This window comes from Streptomyces sp. NPDC007863, from assembly GCF_040633895.1.
Taxonomy (GTDB): Bacteria; Actinomycetota; Actinomycetes; order Streptomycetales; family Streptomycetaceae; genus Streptomyces.
The window spans coordinates 266,366-287,114 of record NZ_JBEYEI010000003.1 but is presented as its reverse complement, the minus strand read 5'-3'; the positions used below and the strand labels follow the sequence as shown (position 1 = coordinate 287,114).

The following is a 20,749-nucleotide window of genomic DNA, read 5'->3' as shown; positions in this document are numbered from 1 at the left end:
GTGCCGGAGCCCGGCGGGCTCCGGTCGGCTGTCGGTCCTCGGCCGGTCGGGCCTCGGCCGGTCGGGCCCTCTGCCGGTCGGCCCTCTGTCGGTCGGGCCCCCTGTCGGTCGGGCCCTCTGTCGGGCCTCGGTCGGTCGGAATCCTCGGCGGGGCCGCTCGAATCGTCAAGAGAATCGGATCGAATGATCGAAACTCCCGCCGTTCGATCATTTTCATCTAAGGTCGGGGAACCACCACCACCGCGAGGGGGAACCGCACGTGCGCGAGAGTGCCGCCGAACGACACGCCCGACTGCTGGACCTGGTGCGCGAGCGCGGCACGGTCCGCGTCGCCGAGCTGGCCGGCCTCCTGGGGGTCTCCCCCGTGACCGCCCGCCGCGACGCCGAGGCGCTCGCCTCGCGCGGACTGCTCGACCGGGTGCACGGCCAGGTCTCCTGGCCCCGGGCCGCCGCGCCCGGCGCCCCGGCCGGCGAGGGCCTGGTGCTCGGCCTGCTCGCGCCCTCCGCCACGTACTACTTCGCCGAGGTCATCCGGGGCGCGCACGAGGCGGCGGCCCGGGCGGGCGCCCGGCTCGTGCTGCGGATCTCGGACTACCGCCCCGAGGAGGACCGGGCCCGCACCGAGGGGCTGCTCGCGGCCGGCGCCGAGGGCGTGCTCGTGGCGCCCGGCTGGCGCGGGCCGGAGGACCGGCTCGCGTACGGCGACTGGCTGGCGGAGCTGCCCGTGCCGGCCGTGCTCCTGGAGCGGCGCGCCGAGCCCGGCAGCCCGCTCGACGGCCTGGACCGGGTCTCCTCCGACCACGCCCACGGGGTGCTGCTCGCCCTGCGCCATCTGCTGGGGCTCGGGCACGCGACCCCGCTGCTCGTGGCGCGCGGGGACTCGCCGACCGCGCTCGCGGTGCGGGCCGGGTACGCGGAGGCGCTGGCGGTGCTCGGCCTGGAGCAGCCGCTCCCGGTCGTCGAGTCCGTGCCGGCCGAGGCGGATCCGGAGGGTTTCGAGCGGGCGGTGCGGGCGCTGTACGAGGCGGTCCGCTCGGGCCTGGCGAGCGCGGCGCTCGTCCACAACGACGTGGACGCGATCGAGATCACCCAGCGGCTCGCCCCGCTCGGCGTGCGGGTCCCGCAGGACCTCGCCCTCGTCGCGTACGACGACGAGGTCGCCGCGCTGGCCGACACCCCGCTGACGGCGGTCGCCCCGCCGAAGCGGCAGGTGGGCCGGCACGCCGCGGAGCTGCTCGTCGAGCGGCTCCGCGGCGGCGCGGACGAGGAGGAGGCGGCGGCCCGTCACGTGAGCCTGCTGCCGCGGCTGCGGGTCCGGGCGTCCTGCGGGGCCACCGCGCGGTAGACGGGGGCCGCCCGGCGCTCCCGAACGGCCCGCGCCTCCCCCGTACCGCACCCCTCTGATCGATCTGATCTATTTTCGATCATTCAATCTTTCGCTCTTGACTTCGCTCAGGAACGGTCCCAGGATCACGGCCAACCCCGTCCACGCCCTTCCACCAGGAGCCGTGCCGTGAGCCTCAGCTGGAGCAGAACGACCCGCGTCATAGCCGGCACCGCCACCGCCCTCGCCGTCCTCACGGCCTGCGGCGGCGGCGGTGACGACACCGCGGACAAGCCGGACGGTCCCGTCACGATCACCTTCTGGGGCTGGGCCAAGGGCACGAAGGACGTCGTCGACGCCTTCAACGCCTCCCACACCGACATCCGGGTGACCTTCGAGGAGATCCCCTCCGGCAACGCCGGCGGCTACGCCAAGATCTCCAACGCCGTGAAGGCGGGCAACGCCCCCGACCTCGTCTCCCTGGAGTACCCCTCGCTCCCCGAGTTCGTCTCCTCCGGCGCCCTCCAGGACATCGGCGACGCCTTCACCGAGGCCGACCGCGCGAAGTTCCTCCCCCAGGCCGTCGAGCTGACCACCCTCGGCGGCCGGTCCTGGGCCGTCCCCTTCGACGCCGCCCCGCAGGCCTTCTACTACCGCAAGGACCTCTTCGCGAAGCACCGGATCGAGGTCCCCACCACCTGGGACGCCTTCAGGAAGGCCGCCGAGCAGGTCAGGAAGGCCGACGCCGGGGCCCGGATCGCCACCTTCTTCCCCGACGACCCCACCACCTTCGAGGCCATGGCCTGGCAGGCCGGCGCCCAGTGGTTCAAGGCCGAGAACGACACCTGGAAGATCGACACCACCGACCCGGCCACCGCCAAGGTCACGGCCTACTGGCAGGGCCTCCTCGACGACGGACTCGTCCACAAGAACGCCTCCTTCAGCCCCGAATGGACCGGCTCCCTCAAGAACGGCACCACCCTCGGCTACCTCGGCGCCTCCTGGGGCGCCGGCGTCCTCAAGGGCACCCTCCCCGAACAGTCCGGCAAGTGGGCCGTCGCCCCCATGCCGAGCTGGGACGGCAAGCCCGCCTCCGGGATGCTCGGCGGCTCCACCTTCGCCGTGCCGAAGAACAGCGCGAAGAAGGCGGCGGCCGTCGAGTTCGCGAAGTGGATGACCACCACCGAGGAAGGCGTGAGGGCGCGCATCGCCTCCGGCACCTCCAGCGCCTTCCCCGCCGCGACCGCCCTGCGCCCCGTCGCCAGGAAGGCCTTCGACGCCGGCTACTACGGCGGCCAGGACATCTACGCCCTCTTCGAGGCGGCCGGCGCCTCCATCTCCCCGCAGTGGTCCTGGGGCCCGACCACCGGCACCACCAACACCACCATCAAGGACCGCTTCGGCGCCGTCGCCCCCGGCGGCCCCACCCTCGCCGAGGCGGTGAAGGCCGGCCACGACGCCACCGTCGCCGAACTCACCAAGCGCGGCCTGAAGGTCGAGGGCTGAGCACGTGAAGGCCCGCACCCGTGCCGCGGCACTCCTGCTGACCCCGTTCCTCCTGCTCTTCACCGCGGTGCTGGTGGTGCCGATCGGCTACGCGGTCTGGCTGAGCCTCTTCACCGAGAAGCAGTCGGGACTGGGCTTCGGCGGCTCCGAGACCGTCTTCACCGGCCTCGGCAACTACGCCACGGCACTGGGTGACCGGGCCTTCCGCGAGGGCTTCGGCGTGCTGCTCGGCTACTGCCTGCTCTATCTGCCGCTGCTGCTCGGCGGCGCCCTCGGCCTCGCCCTCCTCCTCGACTCCGCCCTCGCCCGCGCCCGCCGCTTCTTCCAGCTCGCGCTCTTCCTGCCGCACGCCGTGCCCGGCATCATCGCCGCGCTGATCTGGGTCTACCTCTACACGCCCCAACTCAGCCCGGTCGTCCGGGCGATGGAGGCCGGCGGGATCGGCTTCGACTTCTTCTCCCCCGAGGGCGCCCTGCCGTCCGTCGTCAACATCGCCCTCTGGGAGTGGCTCGGCTACAACCTGATCATCTTCTACGCCGCCCTCCAGGCCATCGACCGCTCCGTCCTCGAAGCCGCCACCGTCGACGGCGCCGGCGCCTGGCGCACCGCCTTCGCCGTCAAGATCCCGCTGCTCCGCGGCTCCCTGGCGATGGTCGGCCTCTTCACCGTCATCGGCTCCCTCCAGCTCTTCACCGAACCGCTGATCCTCAGCAGGGGCACGGGCTCCGCCGTCACCTCCACCTGGACGCCGAACATGTACGCGTACTCCGCCGCCTTCGACCGCAACGACTACGGCCTGGCCGCGGCCGCCTCGATCCTGCTGGCCCTGACGGCCGCGCTGCTCTCCTTCGCCGTCACCCGCCTGACCGGCCGCCGGAAGGAGAAGGCCGCATGAGCGCCCCCCGCTCCCGCCTGCTGTCGAGGACCGCCGTCAACGGCGTCCTCGCCCTCGCCACCTGCTACATGCTCTTCCCGCTCGTCTGGCTGGTCACCGCCGCCACCAAGGACGCCGGCGGCCTCCTCGCCGGAAACGCCTTCTCCTTCGAGGGCTTCGACCTCGGCGGCAACCTCGCCCGGCTCGCCGAGTACAACGACGGCGTCTACTTCCGCTGGTACCTCAACAGCCTCCTGTACGCCGGAGCCGGCGCCGCCGCCTGCGCGCTGATCAGCGTCGCCGCCGGATACGCCTTCCACGTCTACGACTTCCGCGGCAAGGAGAAGCTCTTCGGGCTCGTCCTGCTCGGCGTCCTCGTCCCCACCACCGCGCTCGCCCTGCCGATGTACCTGCTCGCCAGCGAACTCGGCATCGTCAACACCTACGCCGCCGTGCTCCTGCCGGTCCTCGTCAACCCCTTCGGGGTCTACCTCTCCCGGGTGCTGTGCGCCGCCTACGTCCCCGACGAGGTCCTGGAGGCCGCCCGCGTCGACGGCGCCGGCGAGCTGCGGGTCTTCTGGTCGATCGGTCTGCGCACGGTCATGCCGGGCTTCGTGACCGTCTTCCTCTTCCAGTTCACCGCCGTCTGGAACAACTTCTTCCTCCCCCTGGTGATGCTCTCGGACCAGAAGCTCTTCCCGCTGAGCCTCGGCCTGTACGCGTGGAACAGCAACGCCCACGCCGAACCGGACTACTACCCCCTGGTCGTCACCGGCTCCCTGCTCGCCGTCGTCCCCCTCGTCCTCGCCTTCGTCTCGCTCCAGCGCCACTGGAAGGCCGGCCTCACCGCCGGCAGCGTCAGGTGAGGAGCCCCGTCACGTGAGGAGCTCACCTCCCACCATGCACCCGACCACCGACAACCGCCCCGCGCTGCTGCTCGCGATGGGCCCCGGCGTCGCCGACCGCCTCCTCACCGACGCCCACCGCACCCGCCTCTCGGCCCTCACCCGCACCGATCCGCACCTGGTCGCCCACGACCTGACCGCCCCCGACCGGCGCACCGCCGCCGCCCTCGCCGAGGCCGAACTCCTCCTCACCTGCTGGGGCGCCACCCCGCTCACCCCGGAGGTGCTGGCCCGCGCCCCCCGCCTCAAGGCCGTGGTCCACGCGGCCGGTTCGGTCAAGCACCACATCACCGACGCCTGCTGGGAGCGCGGCCTGAAGGTCACCAGCGCCGCCGCCGCCAACGCGCTCCCGGTCGCCGAGTACACCCTCGCCGCGATCCTCTTCGCCGGGAAGCGGGTGCTGCGCTCGGCCCGCCGGTACGCCGAACTCCGCGCCGGCCACGGCTGGCTCGCCGAGTCCGCCGCCTGGGGCAACTACCGCCGCACGGTCGGCATCGTCGGCGCCTCCCGGATCGGCCGCCGGGTCGTCGACCTCCTGCGCCCCTTCGACGTCGAGGTGCTGCTCCACGACCCGTATCTGACGACTCCCCCGCCGGGCGCGGCCCTCGCCGGTCTGGACGAGCTCTGCGCCCGCAGCTCGGTGGTCTCCGTGCACGCGCCGCAGCTCCCGTCCACGTACCGCATGATCGGTCCCCGCCAGCTCGCCGCCCTGCCCGACGGCGCCACCCTGATCAACACCTCCCGGGGCTCCCTGGTCGACGAGGACGCCCTCCTCCCGCACCTCGCCGCGGGCCGCCTCCACGCGGTCCTCGACGTCACCGACCCCGAGCTGCCGCCGCCCGACTCCCCGCTCTACACCCTCCCCAACGTCCTGCTCACCCCGCACGTCGCCGGCTCCCTCGGCAACGAGCTGCACCGGATGACCGACCAGGCCCTGGACGAGATCGTCCGCTACACCCGCGGCGAGCCGTTCGCGGAGGAGGTAAGAGCCGCCGACCTCGGCCACTCGGCCTAGACTGGAGGGGTCCATCCGCGGCTTCGCCCGGTCGGAGGCGGCCATGACCTTCGTGCAGATCATCGATTGCAGGACGAGCCAGGTCGAGGAGCTCAACCGGCTCATGGACCGCTGGGTCGAGCAGACCCGGGGGAAGCGGACCGCCACCCACTCCATCGTCGGGACCGACCGGTCCGACGCCCAGCACGTCGTGGAGATCGTGGAGTTCCCCTCGTACGACGTGGCGATGCGCAACTCCCAGCTGCCGGAGACCGACCGGATCTTCCGGGAGATGGTCGCCCTCTGCGACGAGATGCCGACCTTCACCGACCTGGACGTGGTCCGGGACGAGGCGCTGTACAAGGCGAACGCGCGGCAGCTGTTCGAGCGGCTGGCGGACGGCTCGGACCTGGCGCTGCTCGACGTCCTGCTCGCCGAGGGCTATCACGACCACGACCCGACCAGCCCGCAGGACGCCATCGGGCTCGACGCGGTCCGACGCGAGGTGGAGATGTGGCGCGCGGGCTTCGACTTCGCGTTCGAGATCGAGGACCAGATCGCCGACGGCGACCGCGTCTGCACCCGCTGGACGTGGACCGGCTCCCACGTCGGGGACTTCATGGGCCTCCAGCCCACCGGCATGGAGGTCACCATGACCGGCACCACCATCCACCGCTTCCGTGACGACGGGAAGATGATCGAGGGCTGGTGGCAGTACGACCTGCTCGGGCTGATGGGCCAGCTCGGCGCGGTCGAGGCGTGAAAACACCGAGGCCCGGTGCCCCCGCGACGGGGGCACCGGGCCTCGGTGATCACTCAGTCAGTGGCCTCAGTGGGAGTGGCCGTGCGAGTGGCCGTGGCCCGCGTCCGCCGGCTCCTCCTCCTTCTTCTCCACCACGAGGGTCTCGGTGGTGAGGAGCAGGGAGGCGATCGACGCGGCGTTCTCCAGGGCGGAGCGCGTGACCTTCACCGGGTCGATGACGCCGGCCTTGACCAGGTCGCCGTACTCGCCGGTGGCGGCGTTGAAGCCCTGGCCCTTGTCGAGCTCGGCGACCTTGGAGGTGATGACGTAGCCCTCCAGGCCGGCGTTCTCGGCGATCCAGCGCAGCGGCTCGACGGCGGCGCGGCGGACGACGGCGACACCGGTGGCCTCGTCGCCGGTCTTGCCGAGGTTGCCCTCCAGGACCTTGACGGCGTGGACGAGCGCGGAGCCACCACCGGAGACGATGCCCTCCTCGACCGCGGCGCGGGTCGCGGAGATGGCGTCCTCCAGACGGTGCTTCTTCTCCTTCAGCTCCACCTCGGTGGCGGCGCCGACCTTGATCACGCACACGCCGCCGGCCAGCTTCGCGAGGCGCTCCTGGAGCTTCTCGCGGTCCCAGTCGGAGTCCGTGGACTCGATCTCGGCCTTGATCTGGGCGACGCGGCCCGCGACGTCGGCGGACTCGCCGCCGCCGTCGACGATGGTGGTGTCGTCCTTGGTGACGGTGACGCGGCGGGCGGTGCCCAGCACGTCGAGACCGGCCTGGTCGAGCTTGAGGCCGACCTCCTCGGCGATGACGGTGGCACCGGTGAGGGTGGCCATGTCCTGGAGCATCGCCTTGCGGCGGTCGCCGAAGCCGGGGGCCTTGACGGCCACGGCGTTGAAGGTGCCGCGGATCTTGTTGACGACGAGGGTGGAGAGCGCCTCGCCCTCGACGTCCTCGGCGATGATCAGCAGCGGCTTCGAGCCACCGGCCTGGATGACCTTCTCCAGGAGCGGCAGGAGGTCCTGGATCGAGGAGATCTTGCCCTGGTTGATCAGGATGTACGGGTCGTCGAGGACGGCCTCCATACGCTCCTGGTCGGAGACCATGTACGGCGAGAGGTAGCCCTTGTCGAAGGCCATGCCCTCGGTGAACTCCAGCTCCAGGCCGAAGGTGTTGGACTCCTCGACGGTGATGACACCGTCCTTGCCGACCTTGTCCATGGCCTCGGCGATGAGCTCGCCGACCTGCTGGTCCTGGGCGGAGAGCGCGGCGACGGCGGCGATGTCCGACTTGTCGTCGATCGGGCGCGCGGTGGCGAGCAGCTCGTCGGAGACGGCCTTGACGGCGGCGTCGATGCCCTTCTTCAGGGAGGCCGGGGAGGCGCCGGCGGCGACGTTGCGCAGACCCTCGCGGACGAGCGCCTGGGCGAGCACGGTGGCGGTGGTGGTGCCGTCACCCGCGATGTCGTTGGTCTTGGTCGCCACCTCCTTGACGAGCTGGGCGCCGAGGTTCTCGTACGGGTCGTCGATCTCGACCTCGCGGGCGATCGTGACACCGTCGTTGGTGATGGTGGGGGCGCCGAACTTCTTGTCGATGACGACGTTGCGGCCCTTGGGGCCGATCGTCACCTTCACCGTGTCGGCAAGCTTGTTGACGCCGCGCTCAAGGGCGCGACGGGCGTCCTCGTCGAACTTCAGGATCTTCGCCATGGGAGCGGTTCAGCCCTCTCGGAAATCGTGTGGGAAAACGAACCGCGCCCCTGGACGCCCAAGAGATCAAGGGGTCAGGGGCGCGGTCAAAGCAGGTACGTCGTCTTACTTCTCGATGATCGCGAGCACGTCGCGGGCCGAGAGGACGAGGTACTCGTCGCCGTTGTACTTCACCTCGGTGCCGCCGTACTTGCTGTAGAGCACGACGTCGCCGACCTTGACGTCGAGCGGCAGGCGCTCGCCGTTCTCGAAGCGGCCCGGGCCCACGGCGAGGACGGCGCCCTCCTGGGGCTTCTCCTTCGCGGTGTCCGGGATGACCAGGCCGGAGGCCGTGGTCTGCTCGGCGTCGAGCGGCTGGACCACGATGCGGTCCTCAAGCGGCTTGATGGCAACCTTGGAGCTGGCGGTCGTCACGATCCGACCTCCCCCTTCGGAGATCTCGCGGGGTTAACTGTCTGGGGTCGCGACCAGCTGGGATCCGTCGTCGCGGGTGCCGGACCTGCCCGTCGCTGTTCTGGCACTCTCCTGCGGGGAGTGCCAGAGCCGAGACTATGACCGCGATTAGCACTCGGTCAAGCGGAGTGCCAATTCCTCACCCCGTGGCGCCCTCCGCGCGGACGGCGCCGGCGGCCGGTCCGCCGTCGCCGACCCGCTCGACGGCCTTGCGGCCGAGGCGTTCCAGGGGGTCGACCGTGGCGGCGCAGCCGGTGAGGGCGAGGAGGAGGGCGGCGATCAGCAGGGGCCGCAGGCGGTTCATACGTAGTCCTCCAGCTTGGCGACGGCGTAGCCCTTCGAGGTGATCACGTTCATCACCCGCCGGATCATGTCCGGCATGCTGCCCTTCCAGTCCTCCTCGCCGCGGAAATGGGTGAGGACGATGTCGCCGGGGTGGAGGTCGCGGTCCCACTCGCGCCACTCCATGTGGTCGGGGAAGGCCTCGGAGGCCCAGAGCGGGACGGCCTCGACGCCGCAGGACTTGGCGGCGCGCAGGGTGTCCTCGTTGTAGTTGCCGTAGGGCGGGCGGAAGAGTTCGGGGCGCTTGCCGTACTTCTTCTCGATGACGTCCTGCATGCCGCAGATCTCGCGCTTCTGGCGGGCGTAGGAGAGTCCGGGCAGGTACTTGTGGTTGAGGGTGTGGTTGTGGAGGGCGACGCCGCGCGACTGGGACTTCTGCATCCTCCCGAAGTAGCCGTAGTCGTCGCTGACCACGTAGTCGCTGAGGAAGGCGCTGTACGGGATGTCCAGGTCGGCCATCATCCGGATGAGCGCGGGGTCCTTCTCGGCGCCGTCGTCGATCGTCAGGAAGACGATCTTCTCCTTGGTGGGGACGGTGGTGAAGACGGGCGGCAGGCCCTTCCCGTCGGTCTCGAAGCCCTTGCGGGTGGTGATCCTCGGCTTGGTCTTCGGCGGGGCGGGGGCTTCGAGGGGGGTCAGCTTGAGCCCCCACTTCTTCGCGGCGGCGGCCCGCGCGGCCCGTCGCTTCGCCAGCGCGGCCTTCTCGGCGGCGGCCTTCTCGGCGGCGAGCCGGGCGGCGGTCTTCGCCGGGGCCTGCTGGCCGGCGGCGGGCGCGGGGGCGCCGCCGGTGCCCGGTCCGGAGGCGGTGTCGGAGCCGCCGGAGCAGGCGGCGGTGGAGGTGAGCGCGGCGACGAGGAGTGCGGCCCCCAGGGCACGGCGCGAGCCACCCTTTGTCATCATTTCTTCCTTTTGTCGTACGAGTCGTATGGCGCCGCATCCTGTCAGCGCGACCCGCCCCTCCGGCCGCGACACCGCCGAGCCGGCCCCACCGTCCCCCACCCGGCCCACAGGGAGAATGGGACGGTGACCGACCTCGCCGCCTTCACCGCCCTGCTCGCCCCCGAGGGCCAGACGCTCCTCGCCGCCCTGCGCGACTACGACCCCGCCCAGGAACTGGCGGTCGCCTCCCGGCTGCGCCGCGACCACCCCGCCGAACTCGTCTCGGCCGCCCTCGGGCAGGCCCGGCTGCGGCAGCGCGCGGTGGCGAAGTTCGGCGCCGAGGACGCGTACCGCATGTACTTCACGCCGAACGGCGTCGAGCAGTCCACCCGCGCGACCGTCGGCACCTACCGCGCGGCCCGCCTCAAGGCCCTCGGCGTCGGCTCGGTCGCCGACCTCTGCTCCGGCATCGGCGGCGACGCGCTCGCGCTCGCCCGCGCCGGCATCTCCGTCCTCGCCGTCGACCGCGACCCGCTCACCGCCGAGGTCGCCCGCGCCAACGCCGCCGCGCTCGGCCTCGACGGCCTGATCGAGGTGCGCTGCGCCGACGTCACCGAGATCGACACGGCGCCGTACGACGCCGTCTTCGTCGACCCGGCCCGGCGCGGCGGGCGGGGCCGCATCTTCGACCCGGAGGCCTACTCGCCGCCGCTCTCCTGGGCCATGGAGGCCGCCCGCAAGGCCCCGCGCGCCGCCCTGAAGATCGCCCCCGGCATCCCGCACGAGACCGTCCCGGACGAGGCCGAGGCCGAATGGATCTCGGACGGCGGGGACGTGAAGGAGGCCGTCCTCTGGTTCGGTACGGAGCCGGGCGCGCGCCGGGCCACCCTGCTGCCCTCCGGCGCGAGCCTCACCGGCCGGGGCCTGCCCGACCCGGCGGTCCGCCCCGTCGGCCGGTACCTCTACGAGCCCGACGGCGCCGTCATCCGCGCCCACCTGGTCGCCGAGGTCGCCGAGGAGCTGGACGGGGGCCTGATCGACGGGACGATCGCGTACGTCACCGCGGACGAGCTGCGCCCCACCCCGTACGCCTCCGCCTACGAGATCACCGACGTCCTGCCCTTCAACCTCAAGAAGCTGAAGGCCCTGCTGCGCGAGCGCGAGGTCGGCACCCTGACGGTGAAGAAGCGCGGCTCGGCCGTCGAGCCCGAGGAGATCCGCCGCAAGGTGCGGCCGAAGGGCCCGAACGCGGCGACGGTCCTGCTCACACGTGTCGCGGGGGCCCCGACGATGCTGATCGGCCGGCCGGCCGCACAGGCCCGAGCCTGACCGCCGTCCGGTAGTGCCCGACGGCCTTGAAGAGCCCGGTCAGGCCGTTGATCCAGAGGATGAGCGCGACGCCCATGCCGTACGCGACCAGGCCGTAGCCGTTCGCCGGGTCCGCCCCGGCGGGCACGGCGAAGCCCAGCCACAGCCCCAGACCGCACAGGACGGCGGAGACCGCCATCCAGCAGGCGCTCGCGACGGGCGCGCGCAGCCGCGCGTCCGTCGGCCCGTGCCGGTCCAGGGCGGCCCAGCCGAGCAGCCGTGCCCGCGCCACGCGGTCCCGGCGCACCCCGCGCACCGCGAGCCAGACGCCCGGGACCATCACCCCGAGGCCGAGGACGGCGATGACAAGCCCGATGAGGAAGGTGATCGGGTCGAGGATCGCCCCGTGGCCGAGGTCGACGAGGAGCACCCCGACCATGCCCCAGCCGAGCTGGAGCACCAGCACCGCCCCGGCGAACAGCGCGAACCTCGCCCCGCCGAGCAGCCGCCGGGTCAACTCCCCCATCGCGAGGGCCCGGTCCGCGAGCAGCGCCTCCCGGTCGGCCCAGCTGCGGAGCTCGGCGGGCGGGGGCGGCGGGGGCAGCGGTATGCGCGGGGACATGATCAGCACCCTAGGCGGTCCCGTCCGCCGACTTCCTTTCGCGGCCCCGGAGCAGCGTCCGCTCCCGCTCGTTCCTGGTCAGCTCCGCCGCCCGCGCGAACTCGGCCCGCGCCTCCTCCGTCCGTCCGAGGCGGGCGAGCAGGTCGCCGCGGACGCTGGGCAGCAAGTGGTAGCGCTCCAGGGCGGGTTCGGCGGCGAGCGCGTCGACGATCGGGAGCGCGGCGGCCGGGCCCTCGGCCATGGAGACGGCCACCGCCCGGTTCAGTTCGACCACCGGTGACGGGGCCAGCTCCATCAGCCGCCCGTACAGTCCGGCGATGGTCGTCCAGTCGGTCTCCTCGTAGGAGCGGGCCCGCGCGTGGCAGGCGGCGATCGCGGCCTGGAGGGCGTACGGGCCGTAGGCGCGGCCTCCCCCGGACTCCGTCCGGGGGGACCCCCAGGCGCGGGCGAGGGCCGCGTATCCGCGCCGGACGAGGAGGCGGTTCCAGCGCCGCCGGTCCTGCTCGGCGAGGAGCACAGGGCGTCCGTCGGGGCCGGTGCGGGCGAGCGTGCGGGAGGCCTGGAGTTCGAGGAGCGCGGCGAGGCCGTGGACCTCGCTCTCGCCCGGCATGAGGGCGGCGAGCCCCCGGGCCAGCCGGAGCGCGTCCTCGCAGAGCCCGGGCCGCAGCAGGTCGTCGCCGGCGGTGGCCGCGTACCCCTCGTTGAAGACCAGGTAGACGACCTCCAGGACGGAGCCGAGGCGGGCCGCCCGGTCCTCCCCGTACGGCACCTCGAACGCCACCCCCGCCTTCGCGAGCGCCCGCTTGGCGCGGGTGATCCGGGCGGCGACGGTGGCCTCCGGGACGAGGAAGGCGCGGGCGATCTCGTCCGTCCGCAGCCCGCCGACGAGCCGCAGGGTGAGCGCCGCCCGGGCCTCGGCGGAGAGCACCGGGTGGCAGGTGGTGAAGACGAGCCGCAGCACGTCGTCGTCGATGTCGCCGGGGCCGGAGGGCTCGGGGTCGTACGACTCCTCGGGCAGGTTCCGGCCGACCTCGGCGAGCTTGCGCGCGTACGTCTCGCGGCGCCGCACGAGGTCGACGGCCCGGTGCTTGGCGGTGGCCGTCAGCCAGGCACCGGGCCGGTCCGGGACGCCGTCGCGCCGCCACTGTTCGAGCGCGGCGACGAGGGCGTCCTGGGCGATCTCCTCGGCGATGCCGACGTCCCGGACGATCCGCGCCACCGTGGCGATGATCCGCGCCGACTCCATCCGGAAGACCGTCTCCAGCGTGCTCTCCACCGTCACGCCTCACATGACAGCACGGCGCGGGTCAGCCTTCCGGCATCTCCTCGACCTCGCGGACCTCCAGGCCGACCTTCCACTGCGGCGGGTGGACGGCGAGGAAGCGCTTCCCCCACTCGACGGCCTCGGCCATGTCCTTGCACTGGAGCATCGCGTAGCCGCCGACGACCTCCTTGGTCTCGGTGAAGGGGCCGTCGGTGAAGGACAGCTTCCCGTCCGACCAGGTGATCCGGGTGGCCTCGGCGGTCGGCTTCAGGCCGGCGGTGTCCACCATGGCGCCGGCCTTGGTGATCTCCTCGAAGAGGGCGCCCATCCGCTCCTCGAAGCCGGGGTCGGCGCTCTCCATGTCGATGGTGTTCTCCTCGATGCGGACGAGGGAGAGGAAGCGGGGCATGGTGACTCCTGGGGGTGCGGTGGCGGGGCCGTTCCCCGCCTTCCACACATACGTCGAACGGGCCGGGCCCGCATCGACACCGCGCCCGGACTTTTCTCAGACGTAGTCCTCCAGGCGGGCCACCGTGAAGCCCTGCTCCTGGATCCTGCGCAGCATGGTCGCGGTCATCTCGGTCATCGTGCGGCCCTTGAGCTCGCCGGGGCCGCGGAAGTGGGCGAGGACGATGTCACCGGGGTGGAGCTTCCGGTCGCCGCGCTGGTACTGCATGTCGTTGATCTGCATGGACTCGCGCCAGAGGACGATCGCGTCGACGCCGCAGCTGCCGGCGACGGCGCGGGTGGCCTCGTTCCAGTTGCCGAACGGCGGGCGGAAGAGGCGCGGGGCGGTGCCGTAGCGCTCGCGCAGCCTCTTCTGCTGCCCGCAGATCTCGCGGCGCTGGGCCTCCGGGGAGAGGGTGGGCAGGTTCGGGTGGGTGAGGGTGTGGTTGGCGACGCCGTGGCCCTGGGCGACGAGCGGCTCGAAATAGCCGTAGTCGCCGCTGATCGCCGAGTCGGTGAGGAACATCGTGAAGGGGATGCCGAGCTCGTCCATCATCCGCACGAACGCGGGGTCCTTCTCGGCGCCGTCGTCGATGGTGAGGAAGACGACCTTGTCGGTGGTCGGGATGTCGCTGATCACCGGGACCGGACCGCCCGGCTTGCGCTGCACCGGCTTGACGGCGGGCGGGGCGGGCGGCGCGGGGAGGGGCTTGATCCCCCACTTGCGGTACGCGGCCGCCCTGGCGGCCTCCGTGGCGGGCGCCGGTTCCGGGGCGGCGGCCTTCTTCGAGGGCGTCGGCGCGGGGGCCTTCTTCGAGGGCGTCGCCGGGGCGGGGGCGGCCGCCAGGGGCGGGGTCTCGGCCGTGCAGCCCGTCATCAGGAGGGTCACCGCGGTCAGCGCCGCCCACACCGCGATCTGCTTCTTCACGGGCTGTGGGATGCCCGATCGAATCGAAAGGTTGCCCGATCGTCGAACTATTCGCCTATTCGACCGATTCGAAGCGCCAGCGGTGGACCGGACGGGTGATCAGCTCCGCGTCCGGCTCCGGCAGCTCGGGCAGCTCGGCGTCGAGGGCGTCCGCCTCCCACCAGGTGAGCACGAGGACCCGGTCCTGGGGGGCGCGGAAGACCTCCCGGCGGAGCGGCTCGCGCGCCAGGACCCGGGCCCGGGCCCGCGCCCACTCCAGGAGCTCGGCCCCGCGGCCCTGCACCGCCCGGGCCTCCCACATCAGCGCGACCCTCACGAGTAGAGGTTCTCCTTGCTGATCTCGTGCACGTGATCGTGGTCGTGGGTGTGGGCGCGCCCGGGGACGTGCGGGTCGGTCACCGGAAGCGACGAGTCCGCCGACAGCTCCAGGTCGGAGGCGGCACGGTTGCGGGCGACCATCTCGGCACCGAGCGCCGCGACCATCGCGCCGTTGTCGGTGCACAGGCCCGGCCGGGGCACCCGGAGCCGGATGCCGGCCCGCTCGCAGCGCTCCTCGGCGAGCGCCCGGAGCCGCGAGTTCGCGGCGACGCCGCCGCCGATCATCAGGTGGTCGACGCCCTCGTCCTTGCAGGCCCGGACGGCCTTGCGGGTGAGCACGTCGACGACGGCCTCCTGGAAGGAGGCGGCCACGTCCCGCACCGGCACCTCCTCGCCGGCCGCCCGCTTCGCCTCGATCCAGCGGGCCACGGCGGTCTTGAGCCCGGAGAAGGAGAAGTCGTACGCGGGGTCCTTGGCGCCCGACAGGCCGCGCGGGAACGCGATGGCGGCCGGGTCGCCCTCCCGGGCGAGCCGGTCGATGACCGGGCCGCCGGGGAAGCCCAGGTCGAGGACGCGGGCGATCTTGTCGAAGGCCTCGCCGGCCGCGTCGTCGATCGTCGCGCCCAGCGGCCGCACGTCGGAGGTGATGTCGGCGGAGAGCAGCAGCGAGGAGTGCCCGCCGGAGACGAGCAGCGCCATCGTCGGCTCGGGCAGCCTGCCGTGCTCCAGCTGGTCGACGCAGATGTGCGAGGCCAGGTGGTTGACGCCGTACAGCGGCTTGCCGAGCGCGAAGGCGTACGCCTTGGCGGCGGAGACGCCGACGAGCAGGGCGCCCGCGAGGCCGGGGCCCGCGGTGACCGCGATGCCGTCGAGGTCCTTCGCGGAGACGCCGGCGGTCTTCAGGGCCCGCTCGATCGTCGGGACCATCGCCTCCAGGTGGGCCCGGGAGGCGATCTCGGGCACGACGCCGCCGAAGCGGGCGTGGGTGTCGACGCTGGAGGCCACGGCGTCGGCGAGGAGGGTGGTGCCGTGCACGATGCCGACGCCGGTCTCGTCGCAGGAGGTCTCGATGCCGAGCACGAGGGGTTCGTCAGCAGCCATCAGATTTCGGTCCCAGTTCCTTGAACAGTCAGTCGCATCACGAGCGCGTCGACGTTGCCCGGCTGGTAGTAGCCGCGGCGGAAGCCGATGGGCTCGAAGCCGAAGCGCTCGTACAGCTTCTGCGCCCGGGTGTTGTCCACGCGCACTTCGAGCAGGACCTCGTCGCACTCGAAGGCGGTGGCGTGCTGGAGGAGGTCGGCGAGGAGCCGGGCACCGAGCCCGGTGCCCCACTGCTCGCGGGCGACGGCGATGGTCTGTACGTCCCCGAGCCCGCCGGCCGCCGCCAGGCCGGCGTACCCCGCGAGGCGCGCGGTGCCGTCCGGGGCGGTCTCCTCGGCGACGACGTACCGCCGGGTGGCCCGGGGCCCGCGCGCGTGCGCCAGCTCGGACCAGAACATCCCCTCGGACCAGGCGTCCTCGGGGAAGAGCCCGGCTTCGAGCTCCAGCACCCGCGGCAGGTCCCACCAGCGCATCTCGCGCAGTACGGCCTCGCCGCCCGCCACGTCCCCGCTCACTGGGGGGTGACCACCTTGTAGTTCTTCGGCACCTGCGCGTCGGGCCGCCGCAGGTACATCGGCTGCGGGTCGAGGAAGCCCTCGCCGCCCGCCGCGATCCGCTCCGCCGCGAGGGCGGCGAGCGCGCCGGCGGACTGGTGCTCGGGGCCGCGGGCGTCGGGGAAGGCGTCCGGGTAGAGCAGGGCGCCCGCGCCGACCACCGGGAGCCCGGCCAGCCGCTCGGCGATGTCGGCGGGCCGGTCGACGGAGGCGTCGGTGACGCGGGTGCGGGCGTCGTCGTACCGCGCCCAGTAGACCTCCTTGCGGCGGGCGTCGGTCGCCACCGCGAAGGGGCCCTCGATGCCGGAGGCGTACGCGAGGCCGTCGAGGGTGCACAGGCCGTGCACGGGCACCCCGCCGAGCGCGGACGAGAAGGCGGCGGCCGTGACGAGCCCCACCCGCAGCCCGGTGTAGGGGCCGGGGCCGACCCCGACCACGATGCCGGTCACCGCGTCGAGCGCGGTCCCGGCCTCCTTGAGGACCCGGTCGACGGCGGGGAGCAGCAGCTCCCCGTGACGGCGGGCGTCGACGCGGGTCGACTCGGCGACGACGGCCGTGCCGTCGTGGAGGGCGACGGTGACGGCGGGGGTGGCGGTATCCATGGCGAGCAACAGCACGCGAACAGCCTACGGCGCCACGGGCGGGCGATGCGGCGCGCGGCCCTCCGGGGACCCGGCTGCTACCGTCAGGCGCGACAGCTCGTCAGGCTCGGCACGTACGTACGAAGAGGTGGAGACGGTGGCAAGGAGCAGCTCGGGATTCGTGGCCGGGCTCACCGCGGCGGCGATCGCCGCGGTCGCCTTCCTCGCCTACCAGGCGTCGGCGAGCGTGCCGGCGGACCTCGCGGAGCCGTCCCGGACGCCGGGCGCGGTCGCCCCGTCGGCCTCGGCCTCGGCTGGTGCGAAGAAGCCGGCGAAGAACCCGCTGGCGGTGCCGGCGGCCTCGGGCAAGGGCGAGCGCGTGGTGTACGCGCTCGGGGACCGCCGGGTGTGGCTGGTCGACGAGAAGAACAAGGCGGTCCGCACGTTCACGGTGACGCCGAGCTCGGTGAGCCCGGCGCCGGGGGCGTACGCGGTGACCTCCCGGTCCAATTCGGTGCGCGGCTCCGACGGGGTGCAGATCGAGCACGTGGTCCGCTTCGCGACCGTGGAGAGCGTGACGATCGGCTTCAGCGCGGCCGTCGACGGCTCGACGCCCGTGGCCGACCCGTCGCGGAGGACCGGCGGCATCCGGATGAAGCGGGCGGACGGCGACGCGATGTGGACCTTCGCGTCGATCGGCGCGAAGGTCGTCGTCGTCTCCTGACGTCCGCCGTCCTCTGACGCCGGCGTCTTCCGAGGTACCCCCGTAAGGGTTACGCGGCCTCGTCCCTGAGGTCGGCTTCCGCCTCCTCCTCCGCGGGCGCGAGTACGCGCCCCGGCGGGGTCGAGACGGCGCTGGCCGCGGCGCAGGAGGCCAGCAGCTCGCTCATCGAGACGCGCTCCTCGGCGGTGCGGTCGTCGCGCTCCGGCATCTGCGTCGCCATGCATGCCTCCCGTAGGTTAGGTGCACCTAACCAGCTCGTGCATCCATGTCACCACGGCGCGGAGCGGCGGCGCAACATTTTCCCGACATGCTGTCGGAACCTACGTACGTCCACGGCCGCCGTCCACGGCCGCCGTTCAGAGCGACGCAAGGTCCTCGTCGGCCCAGCGCCCGCCGATCCCGCGCAGCACGACCGTGCGCCGGTCGTCGTCGGTGTCGCCGGCGACGCGGTGGATGAGGACGTGCAGCCGGTCGTCGGTCAGCTCCTCGACCTTGCCGTCGCCCCACTCCACGACCACCACGGACTCGGGCAGCGAGACGTCGAGGTCCAGGTCCTCCATCTCGTCGAGCCCGCCGCCGAGCCGGTACGCGTCCACGTGGACGAGGGCCGGGCCGCCGGTGAGCGAGGGGTGGACGCGGGCGATCACGAAGGTCGGCGAGGTGACCGCGCCGCGCACGCCCAGGCCCTCGCCGAGGCCGCGGGTCATGGTCGTCTTCCCGGCGCCCAGCTCGCCGGTGAGCATGACGAGGTCGCCGGGGCGGAGGATTTTCGCGAGCCGGCGGCCGAGCTCCTGCATGCGCTCGGGGGAGTCGACGGAGACGGTGGCGCCGGAGACGGGCGGGTGCGCTGCTTCCATACCCGCCAACCTATCCGTTGTCCGGGCCCTCCCCGGCCCTGGCCAGCAGGGCGGCGAGCGCCTCGCCGACGGCCCCGGGCCGCTCCAGCATCACCAGGTGCCCGGCGTCGGGGACGACGACCGCCGCGGCGCCGGGCAGGGCCTCGACGATGGCCTCGGTGTGCGCGGCCGGGGTGACGAGGTCCTGGTCGCCGACGAGGGCGAGGGCGGGCAGGCCGCGGAAGGCGGCGAGAGCGGCGAGCTTGTCGTGCGCGCCGAAGGCCGGGTAGAACTCCGCCACCACGTCGACCGGCACGGACTCGATCATCCGCTCGGCGAAGCGGACGACGGCCGGGTCCACGTCCTTCGAGGCGAAGGAGTACTTCCGCACGAGCCCGGCGAAGAGGTCGGCGGTGGCCCGGCGGCCCTTCTCGACCAGTTCGGCCTGGGAGCCGAGGGCACGCAGCACCCCCGGCAGGACCCGGCGGACCGCGTTGACGCCGGCGAGCGGAAGCCCGTACGAGACCTCCTCCAGGCGGCCCGGGGAGGTGCCGACGAAGGCGACGCCGACGACCCGGTCGCGGACCAGCTCCGGGTACTGCTCGGCGAGCGCCATCACCGTCATCCCGCCCATCGAGTGCCCGACGAGCACCAGCGGCCCCTCGGGCGCGGCGGCGTCGATCACGGCCTTGAGGTCGCGGCCGAGCAGCTCGATGCCGACCGGCTGCCCTTCCCCGCGCTCCGAGCGGCCGTGGCCCCGCTGGTCCCAGAAGACGGTCCTGACCCGGCCGCGCAGGGCGGCCCGCTGGTAGTGCCAGGAGTCCTGGTTCAGGCAGAAGCCGTGCGAGAAGACGACGGTGAGGGGCCCGCCGGCGCCCTCGCCGGCCCGGCCGGCTTCGGCTTCGCCCGCGGCGTCGGCTTCGTCGGTCTCGTACGCGAGGATCGTGCCGTCGTCGGCGAGCGCCCGGCCCGGGGTGCCGCGCAGGGTGCCGTACGGGCCGGTGGCGTCCAGGGCGAGCCGGGCCTTGCGGCGTACCGAGCGGCTCACGGTCAGCCGCTCGACGGCGACGCCCGCCGCCGCGCCCGCCGCGAGCACGCCTATCGCCGCGCCCGCGATCCCGGCGCGCCGCCAGCCCCCGCCCTGCTCCCCCACGGCCGCCTACTCCCCGACGTACACGCGCGGGACGCGCGCGCCGATCCGGGTGACGATCTCGTACGCGATGGTGTCGGCGGCCTCCGCCCAGTCCTGGGCCGTCGGCTCGCCGTGCTCGCCGGAGCCGAAGAGGACGGCCTCGGTGCCGGGCGCGGGCCGGTCGCCGCCGAGGTCGACCACGAACTGGTCCATGGCGACCCGCCCGGCGACCGTGCGGACCTTGCCGCCGACGAGGACCGGGCCGCGGCCCGAGGCGTGCCGGGGGACGCCGTCGGCGTACCCCACCGGGACCAGGCCGAGGGTGGTCTCGCCGCCGGTGACGTAGTGGTGGCCGTAGGAGACGCCGTGGCCGGACGGCACCTCCTTCACCAGGGCGACGCTCGCCTTCAGCGACATCACCGGGCGCAGGCCGAGCTCGGCGGAGGTGCCCAGCTCGGGCGCGGGCGAGACGCCGTACATCGCGATGCCCGGGCGGACCAGGTCGAAGTGGGCCTCGGGGAGGGTGAGGGTGGCCGGCGAGTTGGCGATGTGCCGGACCTCGGGCTCGATCCCGGCCTTCTCCGCGTAGTCGAGCATCGAGCGGAAGACGTCGAGTTGGGCGGCGATCGAAGGATGCCCCGGCTCGTCCGCGCAGGCGAAGTGGGACCAGAGGCCGGTGACCTTGACCAGCCCCTCCTTCTCGGCCTTCAGGGCCTCGGCGACGAGCTCCGGCCAGTCGGCGGGCTGGCAGCCGTTGCGGCCGAGGCCGGTGTCGGCCTTGAGCTGGATGCGGGCCGTGCCGCCGGTGCGGCGGGCGGCGGCGGTGACCTCGTCGAGGGCCCACCGGCCGCTCACCGCCATGTCGAGCCCGGCCTCGATGCCGGCGTCCCACGGGTCGCCGGGCGTCCACAGCCAGCACATGACCGGGACGCCGGTGATCCCGGCGGCGCGTAGCGCGAGCGCCTCCTGCGGGGTGGCCGTACCGAGCCACTCCGCGCCCGCGTCGAGGGCGGCGCGGGCGCAGCGCACGGCGCCGTGACCGTACGCGTCGGCCTTGACCACGGCCATGATGCGGACGTGGGGGGCGACGCGGGCGCGCAGCGCGCGGACGTTGGCGCGCAGCGCCCCGAGGTCGATCTCGGCGCGGGCTCGGCGGGGCGGCGGTGCTGTCTCACTCATCGCGCCCAGTCTCTCAGGTG

General features: G+C 73.2%; 24 protein-coding genes. 8 read left to right on the top strand and 16 right to left on the bottom strand.

Translation table 11 applies throughout. The features are described 5' to 3' along the window. The first annotated feature begins 259 nt into the window (after positions 1–259). The 6 genes from ABZ621_RS06520 (at position 260) to ABZ621_RS06495 (ending at position 6,366) form a co-directional block, all read left to right on the top strand. On the top strand, positions 260–1,345 hold the full coding sequence (locus ABZ621_RS06520) for a substrate-binding domain-containing protein (RefSeq protein ID WP_360601307.1): 1,086 nt from the start codon (positions 260–262) through the stop codon (positions 1,343–1,345). A gap of 168 nt (positions 1,346–1,513) precedes the next feature. Then, entirely contained in the window at positions 1,514–2,830 is a 1,317-nt protein-coding gene (locus ABZ621_RS06515) for a sugar ABC transporter substrate-binding protein (protein WP_360601305.1), read from the top strand. Between the two features lie 4 nt (positions 2,831–2,834). Then, positions 2,835–3,725 carry a sugar ABC transporter permease gene (locus ABZ621_RS06510; RefSeq protein WP_360601303.1) on the top strand — a complete coding sequence of 297 codons (891 nt, stop codon included), beginning with the start codon at positions 2,835–2,837 and terminating at the stop codon, positions 3,723–3,725. After that, positions 3,722–4,570, top strand: a complete 849-nt coding sequence (locus ABZ621_RS06505; RefSeq protein ID WP_360601301.1) for a carbohydrate ABC transporter permease — start codon at positions 3,722–3,724, stop codon at positions 4,568–4,570. The genes ABZ621_RS06510 and ABZ621_RS06505 overlap by 4 nt, the downstream gene beginning before the upstream one ends. 34 nt (positions 4,571–4,604) lie before the next feature. Further along, entirely contained in the window at positions 4,605–5,624 is a 1,020-nt protein-coding gene (locus ABZ621_RS06500; protein ID WP_360601299.1) for a hydroxyacid dehydrogenase, read from the top strand. 43 nt (positions 5,625–5,667) lie between these two features. Next, complete coding sequence (locus ABZ621_RS06495; protein WP_360601297.1) at positions 5,668–6,366, top strand: ester cyclase; 699 nt, start codon at positions 5,668–5,670, stop codon at positions 6,364–6,366. A gap of 66 nt (positions 6,367–6,432) precedes the next feature. Here the strand turns inward: ABZ621_RS06495 and groL are convergent, their stop codons facing one another. The 4 genes from groL to ABZ621_RS06475 all read right to left on the bottom strand — a co-directional run bounded on the left by groL (position 6,433) and on the right by ABZ621_RS06475 (position 9,753). After that, positions 6,433–8,061, bottom strand: coding sequence for a chaperonin GroEL (gene groL / locus ABZ621_RS06490; RefSeq protein ID WP_360601295.1), 1,629 nt, complete (start codon positions 8,059–8,061; stop codon positions 6,433–6,435). A 105-nt stretch (positions 8,062–8,166) separates the two neighbouring features. Beyond that, positions 8,167–8,475 (bottom strand): co-chaperone GroES, encoded by a 309-nt coding sequence (gene groES, locus ABZ621_RS06485; protein WP_004955293.1) that lies wholly within the window; start codon positions 8,473–8,475, stop codon positions 8,167–8,169. 178 nt (positions 8,476–8,653) lie between these two features. Next, positions 8,654–8,818: a hypothetical protein gene (locus ABZ621_RS06480; RefSeq protein WP_360601293.1), complete on the bottom strand. Its 165-nt coding sequence runs from the start codon at positions 8,816–8,818 to the stop codon at positions 8,654–8,656. Then, the gene (locus ABZ621_RS06475; RefSeq protein ID WP_360601291.1) at positions 8,815–9,753 is read right to left on the bottom strand and encodes a polysaccharide deacetylase family protein; all 939 of its coding nucleotides are present in this window, start codon (positions 9,751–9,753) and stop codon (positions 8,815–8,817) included. Before ABZ621_RS06475 ends, ABZ621_RS06480 begins: the two co-directional genes overlap by 4 nt. A gap of 126 nt (positions 9,754–9,879) precedes the next feature. Here ABZ621_RS06475 and ABZ621_RS06470 point away from each other — a divergent pair, with 126 nt between their 5' ends. Further along, positions 9,880–11,064, top strand: a complete 1,185-nt coding sequence (locus ABZ621_RS06470; RefSeq protein WP_360601289.1) for a class I SAM-dependent methyltransferase — start codon at positions 9,880–9,882, stop codon at positions 11,062–11,064. Here ABZ621_RS06470 and ABZ621_RS06465 read toward each other — a convergent pair. The 8 genes from ABZ621_RS06465 to tsaB form a co-directional block, all read right to left on the bottom strand. Further along, entirely contained in the window at positions 11,000–11,665 is a 666-nt protein-coding gene (locus ABZ621_RS06465; protein ID WP_360601287.1) for a hypothetical protein, read from the bottom strand. The genes ABZ621_RS06470 and ABZ621_RS06465 overlap by 65 nt on opposite strands. A gap of 10 nt (positions 11,666–11,675) precedes the next feature. Beyond that, a complete protein-coding gene (locus ABZ621_RS06460) occupies positions 11,676–12,911 on the bottom strand; it encodes an RNA polymerase sigma factor (protein ID WP_360601599.1) in 1,236 nt (411 codons plus the stop codon). A 61-nt stretch (positions 12,912–12,972) separates the two neighbouring features. Continuing rightward, positions 12,973–13,338, bottom strand: coding sequence for a YciI family protein (locus tag ABZ621_RS06455; protein ID WP_360601285.1), 366 nt, complete (start codon positions 13,336–13,338; stop codon positions 12,973–12,975). Between the two features lie 96 nt (positions 13,339–13,434). Beyond that, positions 13,435–14,304: a polysaccharide deacetylase family protein gene (locus tag ABZ621_RS06450; RefSeq protein WP_360601283.1), complete on the bottom strand. Its 870-nt coding sequence runs from the start codon at positions 14,302–14,304 to the stop codon at positions 13,435–13,437. Positions 14,305–14,359: 55 nt separating this feature from the next. Further along, entirely contained in the window at positions 14,360–14,620 is a 261-nt protein-coding gene (locus ABZ621_RS06445; RefSeq protein ID WP_359526346.1) for a hypothetical protein, read from the bottom strand. Then, on the bottom strand, positions 14,617–15,723 hold the full coding sequence (gene tsaD, locus ABZ621_RS06440) for a tRNA (adenosine(37)-N6)-threonylcarbamoyltransferase complex transferase subunit TsaD (RefSeq protein WP_360601281.1): 1,107 nt from the start codon (positions 15,721–15,723) through the stop codon (positions 14,617–14,619). The genes ABZ621_RS06445 and tsaD overlap by 4 nt, the downstream gene beginning before the upstream one ends. Next, complete coding sequence (gene rimI, locus ABZ621_RS06435; protein ID WP_360601597.1) at positions 15,723–16,196, bottom strand: ribosomal protein S18-alanine N-acetyltransferase; 474 nt, start codon at positions 16,194–16,196, stop codon at positions 15,723–15,725. Before rimI ends, tsaD begins: the two co-directional genes overlap by 1 nt. A 38-nt stretch (positions 16,197–16,234) precedes the next feature. Further along, positions 16,235–16,894: a tRNA (adenosine(37)-N6)-threonylcarbamoyltransferase complex dimerization subunit type 1 TsaB gene (gene tsaB, locus ABZ621_RS06430; RefSeq protein WP_360601279.1), complete on the bottom strand. Its 660-nt coding sequence runs from the start codon at positions 16,892–16,894 to the stop codon at positions 16,235–16,237. A gap of 145 nt (positions 16,895–17,039) precedes the next feature. Between tsaB and ABZ621_RS06425 the strand changes: the two genes are divergently transcribed. After that, on the top strand, positions 17,040–17,582 hold the full coding sequence (locus ABZ621_RS06425; RefSeq protein WP_360601595.1) for a hypothetical protein: 543 nt from the start codon (positions 17,040–17,042) through the stop codon (positions 17,580–17,582). Positions 17,583–17,631: 49 nt separating this feature from the next. On the opposite strand, the gene ABZ621_RS06420 is transcribed toward ABZ621_RS06425, so the two are convergent. From ABZ621_RS06420 to alr, 4 genes are all read right to left on the bottom strand, one after another. Continuing rightward, positions 17,632–17,802, bottom strand: coding sequence for a hypothetical protein (locus ABZ621_RS06420; RefSeq protein WP_360601277.1), 171 nt, complete (start codon positions 17,800–17,802; stop codon positions 17,632–17,634). 136 nt (positions 17,803–17,938) lie between these two features. Next, on the bottom strand, positions 17,939–18,439 hold the full coding sequence (gene tsaE / locus ABZ621_RS06415) for a tRNA (adenosine(37)-N6)-threonylcarbamoyltransferase complex ATPase subunit type 1 TsaE (RefSeq protein WP_360601275.1): 501 nt from the start codon (positions 18,437–18,439) through the stop codon (positions 17,939–17,941). A gap of 10 nt (positions 18,440–18,449) precedes the next feature. Then, positions 18,450–19,571 carry an alpha/beta hydrolase gene (locus ABZ621_RS06410; RefSeq protein ID WP_360601273.1) on the bottom strand — a complete coding sequence of 374 codons (1,122 nt, stop codon included), beginning with the start codon at positions 19,569–19,571 and terminating at the stop codon, positions 18,450–18,452. Positions 19,572–19,577: 6 nt separating this feature from the next. After that, complete coding sequence (alr, locus tag ABZ621_RS06405) at positions 19,578–20,729, bottom strand: alanine racemase (RefSeq protein WP_360601271.1); 1,152 nt, start codon at positions 20,727–20,729, stop codon at positions 19,578–19,580. Positions 20,730–20,749: the final 20 nt, after the last annotated feature.

What these genes read in the sequence shown, in the direction of transcription:
- tsaD (WP_360601281.1), bottom strand. Translation starts at nt 15,723, where the DNA reads ATGGCTGCTGACGAACCCCTCGTGCTCGGCATCGAGACCTCCTGCGAC.
- ABZ621_RS06480 (WP_360601293.1), bottom strand. Translation starts at nt 8,818, where the DNA reads ATGAACCGCCTGCGGCCCCTGCTGATCGCCGCCCTCCTCCTCGCCCTC.
- tsaE (WP_360601275.1), bottom strand. Translation starts at nt 18,439, where the DNA reads ATGGAAGCAGCGCACCCGCCCGTCTCCGGCGCCACCGTCTCCGTCGAC.
- alr (WP_360601271.1), bottom strand. Translation starts at nt 20,729, where the DNA reads ATGAGTGAGACAGCACCGCCGCCCCGCCGAGCCCGCGCCGAGATCGAC.
- ABZ621_RS06420 (WP_360601277.1), bottom strand. Translation starts at nt 17,802, where the DNA reads ATGGCGACGCAGATGCCGGAGCGCGACGACCGCACCGCCGAGGAGCGC.
- groL (WP_360601295.1), bottom strand. Translation starts at nt 8,061, where the DNA reads ATGGCGAAGATCCTGAAGTTCGACGAGGACGCCCGTCGCGCCCTTGAG.
- ABZ621_RS06500 (WP_360601299.1), top strand. Translation starts at nt 4,605, where the DNA reads ATGCACCCGACCACCGACAACCGCCCCGCGCTGCTGCTCGCGATGGGC.
- ABZ621_RS06505 (WP_360601301.1), top strand. Translation starts at nt 3,722, where the DNA reads ATGAGCGCCCCCCGCTCCCGCCTGCTGTCGAGGACCGCCGTCAACGGC.
- ABZ621_RS06475 (WP_360601291.1), bottom strand. Translation starts at nt 9,753, where the DNA reads ATGACAAAGGGTGGCTCGCGCCGTGCCCTGGGGGCCGCACTCCTCGTC.
- ABZ621_RS06465 (WP_360601287.1), bottom strand. Translation starts at nt 11,665, where the DNA reads ATGTCCCCGCGCATACCGCTGCCCCCGCCGCCCCCGCCCGCCGAGCTC.
- rimI (WP_360601597.1), bottom strand. Translation starts at nt 16,196, where the DNA reads ATGCGCTGGTGGGACCTGCCGCGGGTGCTGGAGCTCGAAGCCGGGCTC.
- ABZ621_RS06495 (WP_360601297.1), top strand. Translation starts at nt 5,668, where the DNA reads ATGACCTTCGTGCAGATCATCGATTGCAGGACGAGCCAGGTCGAGGAG.
- ABZ621_RS06460 (WP_360601599.1), bottom strand. Translation starts at nt 12,911, where the DNA reads ATGGAGTCGGCGCGGATCATCGCCACGGTGGCGCGGATCGTCCGGGAC.
- ABZ621_RS06455 (WP_360601285.1), bottom strand. Translation starts at nt 13,338, where the DNA reads ATGCCCCGCTTCCTCTCCCTCGTCCGCATCGAGGAGAACACCATCGAC.